Here is a 19,517-nt window from a genome sequence, read left to right as displayed (position 1 = left end):
ATGAATGAAAAAGATAATTCATCATTATATCAGCTACCGTACGGAGAACTTTTAAGAACTATTCTAGTACAACCTGAATTGTCAGAAGGTGACCTGAAAAAAGTTATCAAATCTAAAGGAATATTTTTATCACAATATAGTAAGAACGATATTGTTCCAGAGCTAATGTGTACAATTTTGAGTCCGAGTGAGTACAGAGATGTTTTAGATTTAAAGAAAAATAGGGAAGAAAAGGAAAAATATAGGACAGCGAGTATACCATGGCAAGGAGATAAAAATTTACTTAAATCAATACCTAGAGATATCGATTTAAAGAAAATTTTAAATGAAATGTATACCTATAAATCAGATATGGATTTAATAGGAATACCTTCTTTCAAAAAGGTTGATGGTCGGAATGATAAAATTGAACTCAATTTTGAAATTGAAGAACATTCTGATATTAAGGCAATTCATGACAAGGACAGAGTTTTTAAGGGAGGTATAGTTTATGAATTAAAAGAAGATGGTCATTTACATCTTAGCGTTACAAAAACATTTAGTTCAAAAGGTACTCAGAAGTTTGTCGATAATATAAATAAAGAATTAGAGAATCATTTTAAAACAAGTGGCTCAGTAGATAAGGCCGATACTTTTGAGAGAATATTATTCACTCAATTTTTAAACGCTGATAGATTTCTATTTTTTATGAAATTTTTAGATACTATAGCCTTTATGGAATTTGATAAAGTTGAAAATATTTCAGTTAGTCCAGACCCTAATGAAAATTTGCCCGAAGCAGCTAAAGAATTTTTAAAAGATATTGAAAACTTAAATATAAAAGGAAGTGGACTTAGAAGGCACATATTGCTTTCAAATGAGGAATTTAGAGATTGTGTTTTTCTACACTCCATGATTGTCAAGTATAAATTCAAACATGCCCAAGGAGATGGTATTTGCTCAGTTGAGTTTGCATTCCCTGATTTTAAACTGGATAAAATAGAAAATTTAGAATTCCAATTCTATACAATGAAAATAACTGTAGGAAAAAACTATAGGTCTTCTGCAAATAAAAAGAAGATTGAGAAGGCAATTTTTGAAGTTATTAATGCTCATAAAATATATCATTATAATAATTTGAAAATTTAGTTTTTTAGGGTATTAAGAAACACATTCAACGAAGCTATTTAATCAAATCATTAATTTTCGCATGTCCTCACTTAATTTACTTTCTAAAACTCTTGCGTAAACCTGGGTAGTAGATAATTTAGAGTGGCCTAATAGCTTGGAAACTGTTTCTATTGGAATCCCTTTAGATAATGTAACAGTTGTAGCAAAAGTATGCCTAGCTACATGAAAGGTCAGTTTCTTTTTAAGTTTTATACTGATAGCAATCTGCTTTAAATATTCATTGGTTTTCTGATTGGAATAAACTGGCAGCAAGCATCCTGAACATTCGGCATGTACTGCATATTTTTTTATTATTTCCATAGCCTTGGGAAGAATTGGGATTTTTACCGGTTTTTCTGTTTTCTCCCTAGCGGTAAATATCCATTTGCGACCATCAATTCCAATTACAATATTCTCTGGTTTTAAGTTCTTTGCATCTATCCAAGATAAGCCTGTATAACATGAGAATATAAACACATCCCGGGTTTGCTGATGGGTTAATTTATTAAAATGGTAATTCTCTATGCTTTTTAATTCAGCTTCGTTTAGAAATGCTCTCTCAGATGTTTTGAATTTCAGTGTGAATTTTGCAAAGGGGTCTTTTTCTACCCATTCCAATTTCTGTGCAAGATTCAGAAGTTTTTTTAAACGTTCTAAATGCTTCATCACTCCATTGTTCGTTGGAGCTTTTCTAACCCTTTTTGGTTTATAGGTTCGTAAGAAATGTTCAAAGTCTGTGATGAACTGATAATTGATCTGTTTCAGGTAAATGTCTTCTGCTTTGAATTGCTTGAACAAGAATTTATATAAGTACCGTTCGGTAGTATAGTAATTCTTCATTGTACCATACTTTAATATGGACTTCATATTTTCTGTATGATAATTTAAAAGCTCAGAGAGTTTCTTAAAAGAATCATCTGCTCCTAAATAGCGTTGCTTTATTGCGCTAACATTTAAAAGTTTGTTCTCGTTTTGAAGCTGGCGGAAGGACTCGTATATCTTATTATAGATTCTATCCAAGGAACCATTCACTTGAATGCTCTCTGCGCTACAACCTCTTAAGCGGCTTTTTTGCTCATCCCAGAGATTTTGGGTAATTCTACGTTGTAGGCTTAGTTCAATTCGCTCACCATTTAAGGTAATTCTAGCATAAAGGGGAGCTTTGCCATTTTTGGCTTTACTGGATTTTGGGATAAAGACTATCCCAAAGGTCACCGAATTTCTCATAATAATCGTTTTCAGGTTAAACAAATGCGTGAAAACGAAAGTCAAATCAACAATCTGGACAATAGCCCAAAATAATAAGAGGTCACCGAATCGGACTCATTTTATATGATTTAGCATCAAATACTATGAACGATCTAAAATCATAAAACCTTGATAATCATAAGATTAACAAGGTTTTGGTGCCATTTAGTAATGGTCTTGGTCGGGGTGGCAGACTTGATCGTGATTCCCCGTATCCCTTTAAATTCAATACTTCCCTTAATTTCTATTCCTTCAGGTGACCGATTAGGTAACTTTTAAAATGATATGAAATAGGTTTATTTAAGTGTAAATTAAATAAAAATAGAATACAAAACAAAAAAAATAGAAATTAACTAACTGGACTGATTTATCAGTTTAAAAAGATCAATCTTTTTAGCATAACATCATTTATCGAAGTGATATTGTAAATTGGATCAAGGACAAGTTATATAGCTGATTCTGTCAACTTTTTAAGGGTGTAGTTTCCCCAAAAAAAAACCCTGCTTAAAAAACATTCTATACAGGGTCATCTATTATGAAAACTAAAATTATTTATTTTTCAAAAGCTCTTCCAAATAGACCACTTTATCTTTTTCAGCTTGAACCAATCTTTCATAAAGCTCTACCATTTTTTCTATAGTATTAAAAGTTGGTTGATAGTTAACTGAACTAGATATAAGCGAAGAGTTATCATTACTTGTATTATTATATGTATTTGAAATTATATTAAAAATAGCCTCCTCAGTAAAATTTTCAATTCCCTCTTTTGTAACACCAAGAACTTTGGCTACTTCTTTAAGCTTAGCATCATCTAAAGTTTCACTCTGTTCTATATGAGAAACACTTTGTTGGCTAATACCTAATTGTTCTGCAAGGATTTCTTGTTTCATGCCACGAAGCTCTCTGATTCGAGCAATCTTACGGCCTATGTGATTTGGTTTTGTTGTTGTCATAACTCAAATATAAGTATTCTTTTTCAAAAAATTAATAGATGACCCTCTCGGGTATAAAACAAACCTTCACGGGTAAATTACCAAGTCTTTTGGTTCGGTACGGCTTTCCCTAATCTTAACTTGATATCCATAATTTAAAAACAATATTATGGAGCCTTTATCAAAGTTATCAAATATTTATACCATCCACAATGAGCTTTTACCAGATAAAGTAATTACTATGCTTCTCCAGGTTATACAATCTATTACTAAAGTTCATTCAATTTATCTCATCGGTATGCAAAAGGAGAGTAAATCATCATTTTACCTGTTTAACCCTACTCTACAAAAGGAAAGTTCAACTGTGTATGCATATAAATTAACTTTATTGGTTATCAGCGAGGAATACATTGCACAACCTAAAGAATTTATGAGTGAGGTGTTTTCTAAAATGAACGAAAGTGTAAGAATAGATTCCATTCATTTTACTATAAGTGATGTAAAGTATCGGTTGAATCATGGCGACAATTTTCTGAGCCGAATTCTCAAACCTGAAAATGAAATATATACTGCTGAAAGCCTACTGTCTTGCAGGTATTTTTATCATCCGAAAATGTATGCTATGATTAAAAAGGAATGGGAATTCCGTATGAACCGAGCTTATTACTTTAAAGATAAAATAGATGTGTGCGACGATATCTATGATGAATCTGCAAAGATGCTCTTAATCTCTCAGTCACTTCAGCAAGCTTGTACCGCATTGTTGAATGTTTTTTGGGAGTATAAACCTAGTTACTATGATCTGAGTCATCTTTTAAATCTTTGTGATAACTTCTGCAGTAGTCCTAAGATAGTATTACCTAAAGCTTCATTTAGATCCAAGCGGGTATTTCATGCCCTTTACCATGCCCAGTATAATGTGAATTTTAAATCAGTTGATGATGTCTCCATAAAGGACAGTAATTATGCACAGCGCTTATGTCGACGCTTCCTTGGGAATGCGGCTAATGAAGGAAAAAAGAAACTTCAGGAATTAGAATCCCTTCACAGAGAAGTTAAGGTTCGACGAAAATAATTTTAAGATGAAAAGGAAAATGATACTCAAAAAATTAAATAAGATTAAAGAAGAACATTTAATCCATTTAACACCTAAAAAGAGCAAAAAAGGAAGATCCTATAAGGGCACTTTTGAGGTTAGCAGTCATTTGGAATTGATGTGCTTGATAACCAATTTACTGAAAGTATGTATTCTAGCCTTAGAAGAAAACGAATGCGTGGACAATGAACAGATACTACAGCCGAATTACAATGTCAATGAAGTACTAAGACATATATTACAGCTTATTCCCTTTCAGGAACAAGAATTTATTGATCAGGTTGTGGGGTTATTAGAAAATCTAAATGCTCCTTTAGAGGAAAATACAAGTAATATTTGATTATAGATGAATTTTTGATTCTTCATAACAAAAACATTTACTTTTTTTATCTGGGGCATTTACCTTTTTTGTTTTTCCAATGATAGATCGAACAGAATATTTTCTAGACTTTCTCATTTACTTCTTTCAGAGCTGTATGCATTACCTTTTGATACTTGATCTTTTTAGGATATGGAATTAGAGAGGAATTATAAAAGGGCTTTGCCCGGCTTATGCATTCCGGCTAATTTCAGATCCTATTTCTTTGGTATCAAAAGGTAATTCTTAAAAAAGCCTAGTAAAGTTTAAGTATGGAAGATCGGTTTTTTAAAAAGAATTAAACTTAGTAGTTCTAACCAAGCGGACTTGAGACAGAAAGATTTATTCCGGTAGGATTAAAATATTAAATCTTTTTGGCTTGTGTCCAAGACCTTGGGACGAATCTTTTTTCCTGAAATGAAGTGAAAGGGAATATGATGAGGACTGTTCTAAAATTCCATTCAAATTTTAATTTTTAGCAAGGTTTGTCGCAAAAATGAGCCTGTTTACTGGGTTTCTCAATGTATTTGTCGCAAATGAAGTAATAAAAGTTGAATTAAAAAAACACAAATAACTGATAATCAATAAGTTGGGAATAGGTAACATCGCTCTGCGTGTTACCCTCTTGCTATTCCCACATTATTATACTTTGTAATTTATTTAGAGCTATTGTGACATGACTCATCAACATCTAACTGAGTAACTTCTCATCTGGGAATACCTATATATTTATTTAGGACAAAACGATAAGGGGATTCAAGTTTTAAAATTTGGCTACAGATTACAATTGATTTTATGCGGTCTATATATATACCAAATATGTCTTTTACCGATGTTGCCTATAGTTTTCTTTACGGATTATAATTACCACTTGCCCATTTTACTGTCGGTTTAATCCATTCATCTAGGGGTTTAAATAAAAATCCGTGACGCAACCCAGTGTTAAGTTCAATTTCCTTGAAATGTTTAATATCGCATGGTGAATTTTCTGCTCGCACTTTTGCTGAAACACCAAATGGATCTGATTTTTCATATATCGTTAGGATATTTCCGCAATAATTGATTTCAGGAATGTTCAAAGTATCCTCATTTCTGAAACTTGCTATAAACACAAAATTTAAATTAGGATTACTCGCTAAAGTTGAAACGTATTGCGCAATATATCCCCCTTTAGAAGTTCCTACTATTGTTATATTTTTCGCTTCTGTTCCAGTTTTTATTAAGCTGTCAATTCGTATTACAAGTCTGCTAGCATATTCTCTAGAGTTTACATTTCCGTTTCTTTTTTCACTTATGACTTTAAAGCCATTTTTCTCAAATTCATTGATTATTTCCAAGTATTGGGTCCGCCCAAATTCTGAATGTAATTCATTCAAATCATGTTCTTCTAAAAATCGATTGTGGAGAAAGAATATATATCGGTCATCATTCTCATTTCCACAAGCGAAAAATGCCGAGCAAAAAAGAATCCCAATTATTAGACTTATTTTCATTGAATTTAGATTTTTTTAAAATTATAGGCAATGGCGGTCTGTATAAAAACTAAATTCACAAACTGTGAATGACGTATTTCATTTTTTTAAAGATACCTATCCGAATACTTTCTGTATTTTGATAAGTTATTTGACATTCTGATGGGGTATATGAAACGTTTGGAATGTCAAGGGGAAATTAATCAAACCAGTACAAAGTTTATTAAATGTATCGCACTTAAAATTAGTACTTTCCGCCAAATACTTTTTATACCGTGTTGTATGCTGAATTTCACCCATTATCAGTTAATTACCAATATTTTAAAATCCAAAATCCGCTCAATCGAAGTACTGCTAATTCCGAAACAATTAGTTTTTAGGGTCGGAAAAAAGTGGTGGAAGACAGACAAACTCTTTTATAATTTTTGGTCGAGCGTTGGTATGTGCGAATTGCAAATGTGCTTGACTGCCGGAATGCTTAAAATGTTTTTGATATAGAGTATTTTGGTTTTTCATCAAATAAATCACATAGTTTTTTAAAGTAATCTTCTCTCATTACTAATTCAGAACCATCTAATTTCGGTATTTCGTCCTGTATATTCGCACAGTAACCTAAAGCAACATATTCTGTCTGCCATGTTTTCAATTTTAAAACTATTTCACCACTAGAATCATATGCTACAATTCCGTCTTTAAAATCACCAAATTGTAATTCCAATATTACCATAATAGATGGGTTTAACCATAAGATTTTAAAATATTCAAGTTGAAATTGATTTTGAATAAATGAAAATATCGGGGTGTTATCTATTGGAAAATCAACATAATTTTCATTCCATAATAAATCCATGTCTAACCTATATGATGCATAAGGGAATTTCATTGAATTATTCTCATCAAATACAACACCACCAAATATCCTTTTATCAATTAATTCTGAATATCCTTTTCTTTCTAATTCATGCTCATAATGAGCTATTCTTACCCAGCCATTTTCATCTCTATATAAATCTTCTTTGAAAGCTGCATTATTTTCATAGCTAGTTGCTCTTTTTAGACTATTTGGTCTAACCTCTGATGACAAATACTGGGCTATTATTGATTTTATATCAACCTTTAAACATTCAAAAACGTCTTGTGGATTTCCGAATGAATTAAGATCCTCATAGTATTCTGTGTTAAATAGTTCTAAAAGATAATCTGAAGAATATATATTGTTTACTGCTCTTTTACAAGAACGATTACCATAGAGTTCTAGATAATCATTATATTTTCGTAAAAAAGTTCCTATGTACTTTCCAAAAATATTTTTTGTATCAAAGCCAGCTCTCTTTAATATTTCATGTCTTATATTTAAGCCTTCAAACCATTTGAATTCATCATTAGAAATGGGATAAATAAAATCATCGACGGGTTTTACTAATGTTTTATTGACTAAATTGAATGAATCTTCAATTAAAAAATCGATTAAAAAATAATTTGTAGGGTACAATTCTTTTAGTTCTAATTCAAAATTATGAATATAACCTTTGACTTCATCATCATACATTATCAATAATTCTATTATGGCAAGGATTATAGATTTTTTAAAGTATTCATGGTTTAAAAGGAACCATTTTATTGGTTTTATCAACTTTTGAGAATCTTCATATAATAAAATAGAAATACTTGATAAAACATTATGGTATTTTTGAACTGTATAAGACTTAAACCGACAAAATAACAGACAAATATGAATTTCATCCATATCCATATTTAGCTCATTAGTAAGTACTGTTTCCCAATTATATGTTTCTCTTGAAGGTAACCTATACTCAATTATTTCATACATTGAGAGCCAAGATTTCTCAAGCTTTGATGTCTTATAACCAACACTTGAAAGTGCATTAAATAAGTTTGCAGAAAAAACACGTTTATAACCTAGATTTAAATTTGAAGCTAATAACTCAAATAAAAAATCAATGCTTTTAGAGGGATTAAGCTTATATGCTGTTTGGAAAGCGCCTAAGTTTGACAAACTTTTAAACCATCCATCTCTTTGATAAATAAACCGTGTTACCCAGAAAAATACAGATAGTTCAGAATTTGAATCAAAAATCGGATTTAAGTTAATGTTGCTTTTAGCATGAAAGTCTTCATTCTTCCTAACAAGATACTCGATTAAATTTTTAATTTCAGGAGTAAGAATTTGATAACTATCAAATACATAAACTAAAGATTGAACCTCTTTTTCAAGAATTGGATTATCATTTAGGTAAACTGAAAGCTCAGAAAGAGACATATCAGAAAATTCTTTCCTATCAACACATTCTTTTTTAATTTTTACAATTGGGTCAATGGTTATATACTTCCTACTTGAAGCTATTGTATTTGTAGTAACAATAGTATTTGAAAGTTTTAAATCATTCGCGTATTTTTTAATCTTCTTTTGACAATCCTTTGAACGCTCTGAGTTTTGTTTAATTGATAACCTTGCATTAATTGAAGATGCTAATGTCTTTTTTGCAACTGGTATTTTTAACCTCTCAAACAAGTTAATAGAATCCATCAGAAATGCATCGTCAGATTCAACTAGCATTGTTTGATTTAAAAAGCATTTAGTCAAATCATTAATCCGAAAATCAGGATTTGTAATTAAATGTTTCAAGGAAGATTCTAATCGCCAATCACAACGTGTACCAACTAATTCATTGAGCAAATATAGGGAGGCATTTTTAGGATTAATTTTATAGAATTTTTCAAACCATTCTATTGGAAAATGCTTTGTGTCTTTACCATCTGTGTGTTGAACAACAGAATCAACCAGTTCTTTCAGTTTTAAGATATACTCATTCCCTAAAGAATTATTTATAGAACTTAAACCTACAATACTTTCAGTTAAGTCTTCAAGAGTTAAATCTCTACGCCATGTATAACCTAGGACATATTCAACACCTTGATTAAAATAATGATTTATTTTTTCAGAATTATTGATGAAAGCGTATGCTTTAACCAGTTGAAAGCAATATTCAGAAAGAAATGCGTGAAATTGCCCAACTTTATTTCGTTCATATTGCCCAACCAATAATTCAATAAGAGAAATGGAATTGTTGTGATTGATATTTTCAACGAGGAGTTTAAAGAAATTATTAGTTGCAATTGGCCCTCCTGGCGAGTTTTGTAAATATGTTGTTGTTCTTGTACTAACTTTATCAAGTACCTTTAATATATAAATCCAATCTTCTTTTTCTTTTATAAAAGATAATCCTTCATTTAGTGATTCATAAATAAAATCATTCAATGAATATAAATCACAAGTTCTAGGCTTACCGTGAAAAGGCTCAACATTATATGCAAGAAAATCAAAAGCATTTCTGAGTTCTAATGAATCAACTGTTTTGGTGATTCTAAATTGTTTAACCTTTATATAATAAATCAACCAATTATAAAACCAATTATTTGATTTAAAGACATTAATCACATCTGCAATTGATTCGATATCATAAATTTGATTTTCTATTTGCTTGAAAAAAAACTTTATTTTAGGAACTTCATTATCGAAAATATTTTCAAACTTTAGAATTTCTTCTGCTAATAGTTGAAGATTTTCTATTGCTATTTCTTTGTTACCATCAATTGTAAATACATCGTTGATTATCTCATATTTATCTATTAATTCATCAACTAATGCACTTGGTCTAGAAGAAGATAACTCTTTAATAAAAATAGCTTTGAAATCAGTCAAATTTTTCTTCTTAATCTTTTTGGCTATATCAATTAATTTTTCTTCATTACTTTGAAATAGGAGAACTCTTATATAATATTTAAAATCGTCTAATTGTATAGGCTCTCCGGATTTAAAATAATCTGAATAGTAATCCCATGGTGCAACAGCATTTTTAGAGTCTATTAAATAACAAACTTGCAATCCTTGTCTTTTTTTTAATGTAGGTTTACTCTCAAACAACAAATATTCTGAAACTGCTTCATATCCATTTTTACAACCGAATGCATCGATATAATACAAAAAAGCTTCATCAAATGAATCTTTTGTACCTGTTAGTATTTTATTAATTTCATTAATGGTAATTACATTTTTTATATCTTTTGATTCTACACAAGCCCTTGAGAAGAAGTAATAATTATTTTTAATTATATCCCATGGATGCCCTGAGCATACACATTTCTTAATGAAGTCTTTTGAGATAAATCCCAAAACTTTTTCATAATAACCACCATCTGTTAATACTTGTAAATAATACCGATATGCCTTAGGATAACAATAAAAATCCAACTTATCAAACCAATCAATTACAGGGCGAAATATTCTTTTCTCTACTACTTCATTTGATTTTAGTTCTTCTAATATGAATCTTCTAAAACTTTCATGATAAATAATATAGCCTTTTGAAGATGTGTTTTGTTTCAAAACAGGTTTTAAAAAATCTAATGTTTCATCTACATATTTCCCTAGTTCTGTTATTTCCTTCAACTCTTGTTTCGTAAGACTAAAATTTACCGCAGATAAAGCAAATGGGACATCATTATTCAGATTTTGTTTTGCCAACAGGTAACTATAATATTTTTTTAGATTGTATGAATAATATGGAAGCGAATTAAAAATATCTAAACTTATTTGAGGTAAGTATTTAATTTCTTCAATTAAGTAATTTAAGTATAGGGGATTACCAGAGCTTTTTTCTAATAATAGGTCTGATATATTTTTATCGTCTAATTCTTCATCATCAAGGTGGAGTCTGGACATTAAAGCTTTTACATCGTCAATATCCCAACTAGGTATTGACATCTGAGTATAGTTATGGATATTATCCAATTCTTTAATAGGTTGGGAGGCTACAAGAATTGATACATTGTCTGATATATTTATTTTATTAATATCATTGATGATATCAATTTCACTTATGCTTAAATCATCATAAGGCCTGTAATTGAAAACTCTCTGAATATGGTCTAGTCCATCTATTATTAATACCGTAGGTTCACTTATATTCTCAATAAGTATATTTAATTCAGATAAACTACTTGCATATCTGTGCCTTTTTTTATCCTTTAATTCTGGATATAAATTAAGGATTTCAGAGATTATATTTCCGTAAAAGACATCTGTCTTTATTCGTTCTTTTTGAAATTTATCTTGAAGGTCTGTATAGCAATAATGCTTTACAGTATTAATATTGTGACTAATTAATCCACTTATGAGATTGTTTACAAACCATGACTTTCCACTTCCTGGTTCTCCCTTTAAAATTATTCTTTTATCTGATCTGACTAACTTAAGGATTGAAGTAACGCTCTCTTTTGTTGGGATATTTTTACGTTCATCAATTATAAAATTTTGTTCTATTGAACCAAAATCAGTAATAATTTCGAATTGCTTAAATATTTCTTTTGTTGTAATCGGAAGCCCATTGCTACGAGACTTGCTAACAAGAGCAGAAAGTGAAAGAATGAATTCCTCTTTGCTTTTTTTATTATTTGGGAAAATACCTATACCTAATCTGTCGACTTGGTCTAATATAATTTTTTCCAATTGACCAGGCTCATAAATACTTAAACTGAATTTTGGAAAATCTATTTCAACTGTAAAAGCTTCACAAAACGTTATGAATTCATCTCGCTGAATACCACTAGATTTGGCTCTAAATCTTCTCCATTTTTCAATTGGCTTTTTATTTTTGGGCCATAGTTTATCTACGTTTACTTTGTATAGAGTAGTATCGTGATTTATGAAAGTTTTTTGCTTATTCTGAATATCTAGAATATTTAGCAATTCATCTTTAGGCTCATTCCATGCTAAACAAAGCCTAATATCAAGAATACTTTTATCAGGATGTTTGTTCCATGAATTAAATAATTCATCAATAGCTAAGTTGTATGAACCATCTGTAGATAAGTCCATTTTTTTTAAAGAATGATTACTCTTTGAGTTACTATACTTTATCTGTCTTTTAAATAACCCTTTATTGTTTCTAATTGTTAAATCATCAAATCTATCTGAATCAAATTCTTTTTTATCAATATAGAAAGTACTTTCTTCATCTTCAAGAATCCAACCTAGAATGAAGTAGGCAGTTAATAAATCTTGATATTCATATCCTTCATGTGCAGTATATAAACCCATATAATATTCATTTCAGTGTTGGCAAAAATTGCAGTTTTTTTGCAAATTTTGGTTTGTGGGTTAGCTTGTGCGATTTGCAAATGTGTGCAATGTGCGTTGGATTCTCTATCTGTCCCGAAGAGCAGAAACTGGAGAGCAAAAACTAATTTTTTCATGCACCAAGCTTAAATCAATGAGCCAATATTTTCAATCCGTTTTTCAAATTTAATAATCAGGTTTCGATCTTAGATTCGGTCTTTTATGTACAACGGTCGGTTATCGCCAATTGGCGGAGTAGGGGACGCGGAGTTGTCGGCTTAGTATTGTTTCGTTGGTCAAGTTAATTATTTTCTTTCTAAGGTTACCTCCTATTGATGATGAACCCTTGTTATATTGTGTTTAAATACTTCTGCCAAATTTTCTAAAAGCTAAAATAAACTGATAAATCGCCCAACCGATGATTATTCTAGATAAAAAAGATATTAAATAATTTCCCCAGGATATAATGCCACTTGGGCTATATTCTATTAATTGACTTATTCTATGTGTAGGATTAATTAATACATAAAAAATTTTCCAATTCTCCATAATAAAAACAGAGGTGTTCCGGTATGTCCAAATAAAATCCTCTAAACTTCGCCAACCTAAGTGATATGGAGCATCAGGAAGAACTAAACTATAAATAATAAATAGCGTAACACCACCAATTAAAAAACACAAAAAAGCATTAAAAATAGAAGTACCGTGTTTATTAGAAATATCATTTAAAAATAGGATTAACCTATCTTGAGTTGTTAATGTTGTACTGTGACGAATTGATTCATACATTTTACTATGCATCTGCAATGCCTGAATCTGGTTATGCTGGTTTAAAAGCGCTATTTTCAGTTGTTTATATGTTTCATATTTATTTTTAAAATAATCTAACTCCTTTCTATTTGGATAGTGTATATTTTCTAAAGCTTCAATTGAAAGTGGAAATTCAGTTGCAGAAAATTTCATTTTCTCTACCGTAGTTCGGTAAAAGCTGACAATACTAAAACTATTAAGTTGAACTTTGTCAAACCATGTATTATTTAAATCCGAATCTTTTATTTCTAATTTACTGGTTTGGCCTTTTGAGCTAAAATCATATAATCTAAAGTTCTTAGAGCTAAAGGAATGAATAAATAAAGAGTTTGTTTTTGTATGCTTAATGTCGATTGTAGCATGTGATTCTCCTTTTAGAGTTAAAGAATTGAAAAATCCATTTTCAATTTTCACTTTTTCAGAATCTTCATTTTGTATAGTTGCAGAAAGAGAGATATTCAAAAGTTCAATATCATTATCGGTTAGATAATATTTATATTCATCACCTGATTTATCAGGTTTTTCTTCTCTGAATATGCCGGATTTATTTTGCTTATTGAAAGTAAAATTTAATTCCTTAAATTCTGATGTATAATAGTTTGTTTTGTAGGCGAAAATTCTTTTTAAAGAGTGTTCTTTGATAAATATTCTATTTATTTTTCTCATTTGAGTGTCTTCTATAAATAGATTGTCATCTGAGTAAACTATAAAAAGTTTAGTTTTGGAATTTCGATTTAGGAAAAAATCACCGAAGCAATTTCGAATAGTTATTATACCAATATCAGTCTGTTCTATTAATAACCTAGAACCAAATAGACACTTGCCTACATACAAATGTTGAAAAATAGATTTTTTAAAGACTAGATCTTTTATGAAACAAGAATGAAAATGTAGGAAGATATTTTGTTTGAGCTTATTGGAAAGAATTTTCTGTTCACTTTCTGTTTCTTCAAAAATACAGTTGTCAAAGGTCAGTTGTAGTTCCTTTAATTGACTTTTACGAATGTCAATATTAAAATGCAATCCTTTTCGGAAAATGCAGTTAGTGAAAAGAATATCAATTTTATCAATCTTTTCATTAGGGGAATAATAAAGTTGTAACTCATCTTTAAACTCGAAAGTATATTGCTCAACTGCAACGCTTATATTTAAAGATTTTATTTCAGTTCTTTCCATTCAATTTAAATGCAATATAGCGGTCTTGGCAAGTAGCGTGAAGTAGGGACACGTTCTTGTCGGCTTTGTTGTTTGTTTCTTGGTCTCTAAAATAACACTTTTCACCAGAATGCTCGCTATTTGCGCTTAGCATCCATGAAAAAGCAGTAATCGAGTATCTTTAATATTCACGATAAAAACTAAAGATATGGAAACCCGAGTTACTGCATTACCAAAGTTATTCATAGGAATTGATATTCACAAGAGAAGCTGGAAAATACATTGCAGCACCGATCTCTTTGGTGGTAAATCTTTTACGATGCCTCCAGAACCTGAGAAGTTATATGAGTACGTTCAGAAACATTTTAGTGAGCACCAAGTAACTACTGCTTATGAGGCTGGTTGCTGTGGATATTCAGCCCATCGCAGTTTTGAGAGCTATGGTTGGAAATCCTTAGTGGTGAACCCTGCCGATATCCACCGTAAAGGAAAGGAGCGCTACACTAAAACAGACCGTATCGATGCGCAACTCATTAGCCGAGAGCTTAAAGATGGCCGTCTGGATGGTATCACTGTTCCAGATATAGAACGAGAAGAATTACGTAGTCTGTTTCGCCGTCGCAATGAGCTAGTCAAAGACTTTCGTCGGATCAAAAGTAGGATCAAGATGCACTTGCTATATTTTGGAATTAAAGTTCCTGCAGAGTTTGATAATGATCATTGGAGCCATGCTTTTCGTCAGTGGGTGGATAGCCAAGAGTTCCATTATCCCACCGCACAGGAAACCATGGCTAGCAAAATGCGGACTTTCCGGTTTATCGATAAAGAGCTTCGGGATGTATCAAGTCAGTTAAGGGCCTATTGCCGAAAACACTTCAAAAAGGATTACTATCTGCTAAGAAGTGTTCCTGGAATCGGAAGCATTGTAGCCGTAGGGATTTTGTCTGAACTGGGTGATATAAGACGTTTCAACACGCTTAAACATTTAGCGGGTTATATTGGATTGTCTCCTGGGATCTATCAAAGCGGGGCTACTTCTAAGGCTCTTGGAATGAACCCACGTTGCCACAGACTTATCCGCTCCTATTTTGTGGAGGCTTCTTGGCAGGCGATAAGAACTGATCCTGTGATCCAGGCATATTACCGGAAGCATGTAGGCAAAGATGTGAAGAAAATAATAGTAAAGGTGGCTCATAAATTACTGAGCCGCACGCTAGCGGTTATAAAAACTGAAATCCCTTATGAGATAGGGGTGATAGCATAAATAAGAATCAATGACCAAGCTCAAACTAAAACCAAGCCTGTACCACAAAACATCGTTGGTGGCCATATGGACCACATTATTTGTTAGACAGTGGACAGGTTTATTAACCACAATCATAGTGATGCTGGTGGCACTCATGAAGTGACCACAAATAGGATGCTGAGCAGGTTATTTTTGTATTGAATTCTTACTGAAGCACAGCTTCATCAAAAATTCAACACGTTAAAATATTATAAGTATGAAATAAGAGAAATTAAAATATTATCTTTAAGAGACAAGGTTATTGCTTTTCATAGGAACCGATGTTGTGCATAGTGCTTTTTACATTCCGCTTCATTTTCAGACGTTTCTGATTGATTTAGAATTGATTGTTGGCAAGCCATACTCTTTTGCGTTTTTTGGGGGCGTGTTGGCCTTGAGCGAATTGCAAATGTCTATAGCTCTTAGCGTTGGCTTTTTCAGCCTAATGTTTTTTTCGTTCTCCACCATTGGTTAAGTTCTATAATTTGAGGGTCAACAACATTAATCAGTCCTTTTCCAGAATCCAATTTTTGAATGGCAGTTTCAAGTTTATATTTACTGCTCGGTGTTCCCACAAAATTGCTTATCGATTTATAATCTTTATTTTGAACATTTAGACAAATAGGTAACTTAACCTGTGATGCAAAATCAAAATCTTTTGTTCGATAATCTTCTACTCCTTGTGATAACATTACAATAATGACACCTTTAGACCTCAATAATCTTAATAATTCTTCTAAAGCTTTTCGGGCATTTTTATTTTTAAGATATATATGAGCTTCGTCAATTACTATTACATACCTCAAAGGGAAAATATGGTCCTTTGGCTCACAATCGTTTGTTGAGCTAAAATAAGTATTGAAATATCTTAACAGCAAGAAAACTACCAATTGGCGAAGTGTGTCAGACAATGCTGGCGGTAAATTCAGGTATAGACTATTATCTAAAATATTGAGATTATCCTTACTACAATTGAAAATGTTTGTAGTTAAATCTTGAATTCCTGCATAAAGTGTATCTGGTTTTCTGTTATTTTCTTGGTAGTATTCTTCTAATCTTTCAAAAAGTTCATTTATAGTTGGATACGCTCCTTTTTTCTCATCAAACAGGTCAGTTATCACATTCATCAGAATATTTTTTTGAGCGACACCAACACTCGGAACAAAAGTGGCAATTGTATCAACAAAAGCCTTGATACTAAAAGGTCTCTGTCTTTCATCTGTACTAATTGATAAAAATGGATTGAATTTTAGGCCACCATCATTGACAATATCAATAAAATTGCATTTAGTAGCTTCTAAAAATGGCTTTAACTGCTCTGGATTTCCTTCTCCTTTATAATCGAAAAAAATAAATTTGAGTTCGTGATTTGTTTTTGTTGAAATTTGATATAATATATCTTTGATCAACTGGGTTTTTCCAGAACCTGCCATACCTGCAATAGCAATGTTTCGATTATCAAACTCCCTTAAATCATTAATTCTTATTTCTATATTTTTACCTTCTTCAGTTTTACCTAAATCAAAAGATAAAGCTTCATCATATTCTTTTACTTGATTCTTTTTTAGATTAGTGAAAGTTTTTACATTTTTCTTTCTTAAATCAAGCCCACTTTTTACGGCTTTCATTAAAATATCGATATGTCTCCTTTTGAAATATTAACCTTATCAATTTTACTAGCAAGTAAATTTAATCCGTGATTTAAATGAAGTTTGAATAGTTTTACAAACTCATCTTCAAAGGTGTTTTTACTATAGTGTTGGTCAAGTACAGCTTTATAAATTATCGAATTAGATGTATCATCAATTAATGACCCAAATAGCATACGGTCATCTCTAAATTCTTTTCCATCAGACGGAGGTATAAGCTCACTTTTATAATCAAAAATTTTTCCAGTCATTATACTGTAAGAAAACGCGATTCGAGGAACAACACTTTCGTTTTTAAAATTATATAGCGTTTTGAGCTTGTATAATATCGCGTCATTTTCTTTGCTTATTTTAATTCTCATAGCTATGGAAATATCCTTTTTTAAGTTTTGTATTTATACCGTCGTTGACAAGTAAATATGATTTAGAAACACTCTCTAAAATATCATTGAATCTCTTTGGTGTTATTTCATTGTTAGTAGATAGAATTACTACCTGCTCTGATAAGTCTGGGTAATAATAGAGAAGAATATTTTTGATATGCTCATCATCTAAACGGCCTAAAGGTGTATCAATAAAGATTGGAAGACTTTGAACGGATTCTTTCAAAATAGCTTTGATTAAGCTTGAAATGTAAAGTTGTTTTTCTCCTTGTGAAAGGACTTCTTTTTTTATTTCCTCATCATCAGGATTGTAAAGCGTTATTTTCATTCCATTTCCTTCTGCAAGAATGGTTACTTTGATATCACTAACAAATTGACTTCCAGAAGTATTAAGCTTGTGCATTAATTTTTGCATTTCCTCGAGAATATTTTTTGCCAAACTCTCTTTTTTTTGTTCTTTCTGTTCAAAAACGAATTTTTTCAATACATCCAGATATTCGGCACTTTTTACAATTTTCGTCTTATTCTTTTTATTTATTTCAACATTTTTTAATAAGGCTTGATATGCTTGGTTTAGCCTCTTAACATTCATTTCCTCTTTAGAAATATTCGCTTTATTCTCTCCAATTTGTTGGTTTGCTTGTGAAAGTTGAAAATCTGCTTTCTCCTTTTTACTATTATATTCTAATATTATGTCATCTTCCAAATCAGCATCGACTTTGTTCAAGGTGTTGTTTAATTCGGATAGTTTTATTTTAGTTGCGTTAAATTCATCAATAATAGTCTCAAAAAAATCTTTTGATTGGGTGTTGACTAAATCAATAGCATCTTGAATCATTTTTTTATCAGCATTACTTAAATCGTGTTCAAATTCTAATTCTGCATTATCGTTGTTCTGTTGATCAAAAAGTTTATGGCTCAAGTCTTGAGCTTTTTCAAAGTAGAACATTTTGTCCTTTAGCAAAAAAGAAGAATTTTCAGGTTCGGGTGGTTTATTAAATAAAAGTTCAATGAATTCTTCAATTTTCGCAGAATTTTCAGAGGCTATTTTTCCAAAAACTAAATTGGATTCTTGTAAATCCAAATGCTCATTTACTTCTTCAAGTTTTCCAGACAATATTGTAAGCGGTAATATCTCACTTAATTCATTGAATTTTTCAGCTAATTCAGCTTCTTTTGATTTAAGTTCGGATATATCGGTTAAAATCTTTTCTCTGTCAAATTTTGAATTTCCTTGTTTGCTTTCGCTTGAGATTAAATTGTCAAACTCTCTAATTGCTTTTTTAAGCTCATCTATTTTTTTCAGGCTATCAGCATTTTCCTCCTCAAATTTATCAATTGCAATCTGCGATAGTTTTATGGCATTTTCCTTATCAGCAATTTGTTCTTGTAAATTTTTAGTAGCTCCTTCCTTTTTTAGATCATTAATGTAAGTCTCAATATCATCTATCAAAGTTTCGTATGTGTCTAATCCTAAAATCTTACCAAGGGCATCATTTATAAAACTCCCTTCCTCTTTAATAGATAAGTTGGCGATTTCTGCTATTTTTTCTGCATCAAAAAATACGAATTTAGCGGCATCAATAGGAATTATATAATCGTTGATGAAATTGATTTTATCATCATCATCATTGAACAATTCCAAATTTGAAACAGGGTCGATAATATGCAAATCCTCATTCATTGTGGCTACATTAAATTCCCTTTTGATAATTACAGAATCTGCTGAATTTGAATTCAACATTTTTAATTCAGGTAACTCTGTCTCATCTATTCTAATCGTTACGGAAAATGTAACTGTCTCTTCCTTTTTTGCAGTCCAATTTATAGACTGTTGCATA

The 19,517-nt window shown here is 31.0% G+C and carries 12 protein-coding genes; 4 read left to right on the top strand and 8 right to left on the bottom strand.

Features of this window, described 5'->3' with window-relative positions:
- Positions 1 to 1,128, top strand: coding sequence for a hypothetical protein (locus tag P163_RS12345; protein ID WP_034891641.1), 1,128 nt, complete (start codon positions 1 to 3; stop codon positions 1,126 to 1,128).
- A gap of 42 nt (positions 1,129 to 1,170) precedes the next feature.
- Here P163_RS12345 and P163_RS12340 read toward each other — a convergent pair whose 3' ends face one another.
- Together P163_RS12340 and P163_RS12335 are read right to left on the bottom strand one after the other, a co-directional pair.
- Positions 1,171 to 2,376: a site-specific integrase gene (locus tag P163_RS12340; RefSeq protein ID WP_034891638.1), complete on the bottom strand. Its 1,206-nt coding sequence runs from the start codon at positions 2,374 to 2,376 to the stop codon at positions 1,171 to 1,173.
- A 569-nt stretch (positions 2,377 to 2,945) separates the two neighbouring features.
- Positions 2,946 to 3,350 carry a helix-turn-helix domain-containing protein gene (locus P163_RS12335; RefSeq protein ID WP_034891634.1) on the bottom strand — a complete coding sequence of 135 codons (405 nt, stop codon included), beginning with the start codon at positions 3,348 to 3,350 and terminating at the stop codon, positions 2,946 to 2,948.
- Between the two features lie 148 nt (positions 3,351 to 3,498).
- Here P163_RS12335 and P163_RS12330 point away from each other — a divergent pair, with 148 nt between their 5' ends.
- Together P163_RS12330 and P163_RS17910 are read left to right on the top strand one after the other, a co-directional pair.
- Positions 3,499 to 4,404 (top strand): hypothetical protein, encoded by a 906-nt coding sequence (locus P163_RS12330; RefSeq protein WP_034891631.1) that lies wholly within the window; start codon positions 3,499 to 3,501, stop codon positions 4,402 to 4,404.
- 7 nt (positions 4,405 to 4,411) lie between these two features.
- On the top strand, positions 4,412 to 4,765 hold the full coding sequence (locus P163_RS17910; protein WP_051931240.1) for a hypothetical protein: 354 nt from the start codon (positions 4,412 to 4,414) through the stop codon (positions 4,763 to 4,765).
- Between the two features lie 869 nt (positions 4,766 to 5,634).
- On the opposite strand, the gene P163_RS12320 is transcribed toward P163_RS17910, so the two are convergent.
- The 3 genes from P163_RS12320 to P163_RS12300 all read right to left on the bottom strand — a co-directional run bounded on the left by P163_RS12320 (position 5,635) and on the right by P163_RS12300 (position 14,380).
- Positions 5,635 to 6,276 carry an alpha/beta hydrolase gene (locus tag P163_RS12320; protein ID WP_034891628.1) on the bottom strand — a complete coding sequence of 214 codons (642 nt, stop codon included), beginning with the start codon at positions 6,274 to 6,276 and terminating at the stop codon, positions 5,635 to 5,637.
- 457 nt (positions 6,277 to 6,733) lie between these two features.
- Positions 6,734 to 12,376, bottom strand: a complete 5,643-nt coding sequence (locus P163_RS12310) for an ATP-binding protein (protein WP_034891622.1) — start codon at positions 12,374 to 12,376, stop codon at positions 6,734 to 6,736.
- Positions 12,377 to 12,754: 378 nt separating this feature from the next.
- Positions 12,755 to 14,380, bottom strand: coding sequence for a hypothetical protein (locus tag P163_RS12300; RefSeq protein WP_034891619.1), 1,626 nt, complete (start codon positions 14,378 to 14,380; stop codon positions 12,755 to 12,757).
- A 187-nt stretch (positions 14,381 to 14,567) separates the two neighbouring features.
- On the opposite strand from P163_RS12300, the gene P163_RS12295 reads away from it, so the two are divergent.
- The gene (locus P163_RS12295; protein ID WP_034891617.1) at positions 14,568 to 15,623 is read left to right on the top strand and encodes an IS110 family transposase; all 1,056 of its coding nucleotides are present in this window, start codon (positions 14,568 to 14,570) and stop codon (positions 15,621 to 15,623) included.
- Positions 15,624 to 16,081: 458 nt separating this feature from the next.
- On the opposite strand, the gene P163_RS12290 is transcribed toward P163_RS12295, so the two are convergent.
- Genes P163_RS12290 through P163_RS12285 form a run of 3 tightly spaced genes read right to left on the bottom strand, consistent with a single transcriptional unit; the run spans position 16,082 to position 19,516 of the window.
- On the bottom strand, positions 16,082 to 17,272 hold the full coding sequence (locus P163_RS12290; RefSeq protein ID WP_231556196.1) for an ATP-binding protein: 1,191 nt from the start codon (positions 17,270 to 17,272) through the stop codon (positions 16,082 to 16,084).
- Positions 17,272 to 17,655 (bottom strand): DndE family protein, encoded by a 384-nt coding sequence (locus tag P163_RS18620; RefSeq protein ID WP_231556195.1) that lies wholly within the window; start codon positions 17,653 to 17,655, stop codon positions 17,272 to 17,274. Before P163_RS18620 ends, P163_RS12290 begins: the two co-directional genes overlap by 1 nt.
- Positions 17,645 to 19,516, bottom strand: coding sequence for a DNA sulfur modification protein DndD (locus P163_RS12285; protein ID WP_231556194.1), 1,872 nt, complete (start codon positions 19,514 to 19,516; stop codon positions 17,645 to 17,647). Before P163_RS12285 ends, P163_RS18620 begins: the two co-directional genes overlap by 11 nt.
- Between the last annotated feature and the right edge of the window lies 1 nt (position 19,517).

It is taken from the genome of Gillisia sp. Hel_I_29 (assembly GCF_000744275.1).
In the GTDB taxonomy this organism is placed as follows: domain Bacteria; phylum Bacteroidota; class Bacteroidia; order Flavobacteriales; family Flavobacteriaceae; genus Gillisia.
This window is presented reverse-complemented; position numbering and strand designations above follow the sequence as displayed.

Excerpts from the sequence above, each read along its gene's own strand:
- P163_RS12345 (WP_034891641.1), top strand. The coding sequence starts at position 1 with ATGAATGAAAAAGATAATTCATCATTATATCAGCTACCGTACGGAGAA.
- P163_RS12340 (WP_034891638.1), bottom strand. The coding sequence starts at position 2,376 with ATGAGAAATTCGGTGACCTTTGGGATAGTCTTTATCCCAAAATCCAGT.
- P163_RS12335 (WP_034891634.1), bottom strand. The coding sequence starts at position 3,350 with ATGACAACAACAAAACCAAATCACATAGGCCGTAAGATTGCTCGAATC.
- P163_RS12330 (WP_034891631.1), top strand. The coding sequence starts at position 3,499 with ATGGAGCCTTTATCAAAGTTATCAAATATTTATACCATCCACAATGAG.
- P163_RS17910 (WP_051931240.1), top strand. The coding sequence starts at position 4,412 with ATGAAAAGGAAAATGATACTCAAAAAATTAAATAAGATTAAAGAAGAA.
- P163_RS12320 (WP_034891628.1), bottom strand. The coding sequence starts at position 6,276 with ATGAAAATAAGTCTAATAATTGGGATTCTTTTTTGCTCGGCATTTTTC.
- P163_RS12310 (WP_034891622.1), bottom strand. The coding sequence starts at position 12,376 with ATGGGTTTATATACTGCACATGAAGGATATGAATATCAAGATTTATTA.
- P163_RS12300 (WP_034891619.1), bottom strand. The coding sequence starts at position 14,380 with ATGGAAAGAACTGAAATAAAATCTTTAAATATAAGCGTTGCAGTTGAG.
- P163_RS12295 (WP_034891617.1), top strand. The coding sequence starts at position 14,568 with ATGGAAACCCGAGTTACTGCATTACCAAAGTTATTCATAGGAATTGAT.
- P163_RS12290 (WP_231556196.1), bottom strand. The coding sequence starts at position 17,272 with ATGAAAGCCGTAAAAAGTGGGCTTGATTTAAGAAAGAAAAATGTAAAA.
- P163_RS18620 (WP_231556195.1), bottom strand. The coding sequence starts at position 17,655 with ATGAGAATTAAAATAAGCAAAGAAAATGACGCGATATTATACAAGCTC.
- P163_RS12285 (WP_231556194.1), bottom strand. The coding sequence starts at position 19,516 with ATGCAACAGTCTATAAATTGGACTGCAAAAAAGGAAGAGACAGTTACA.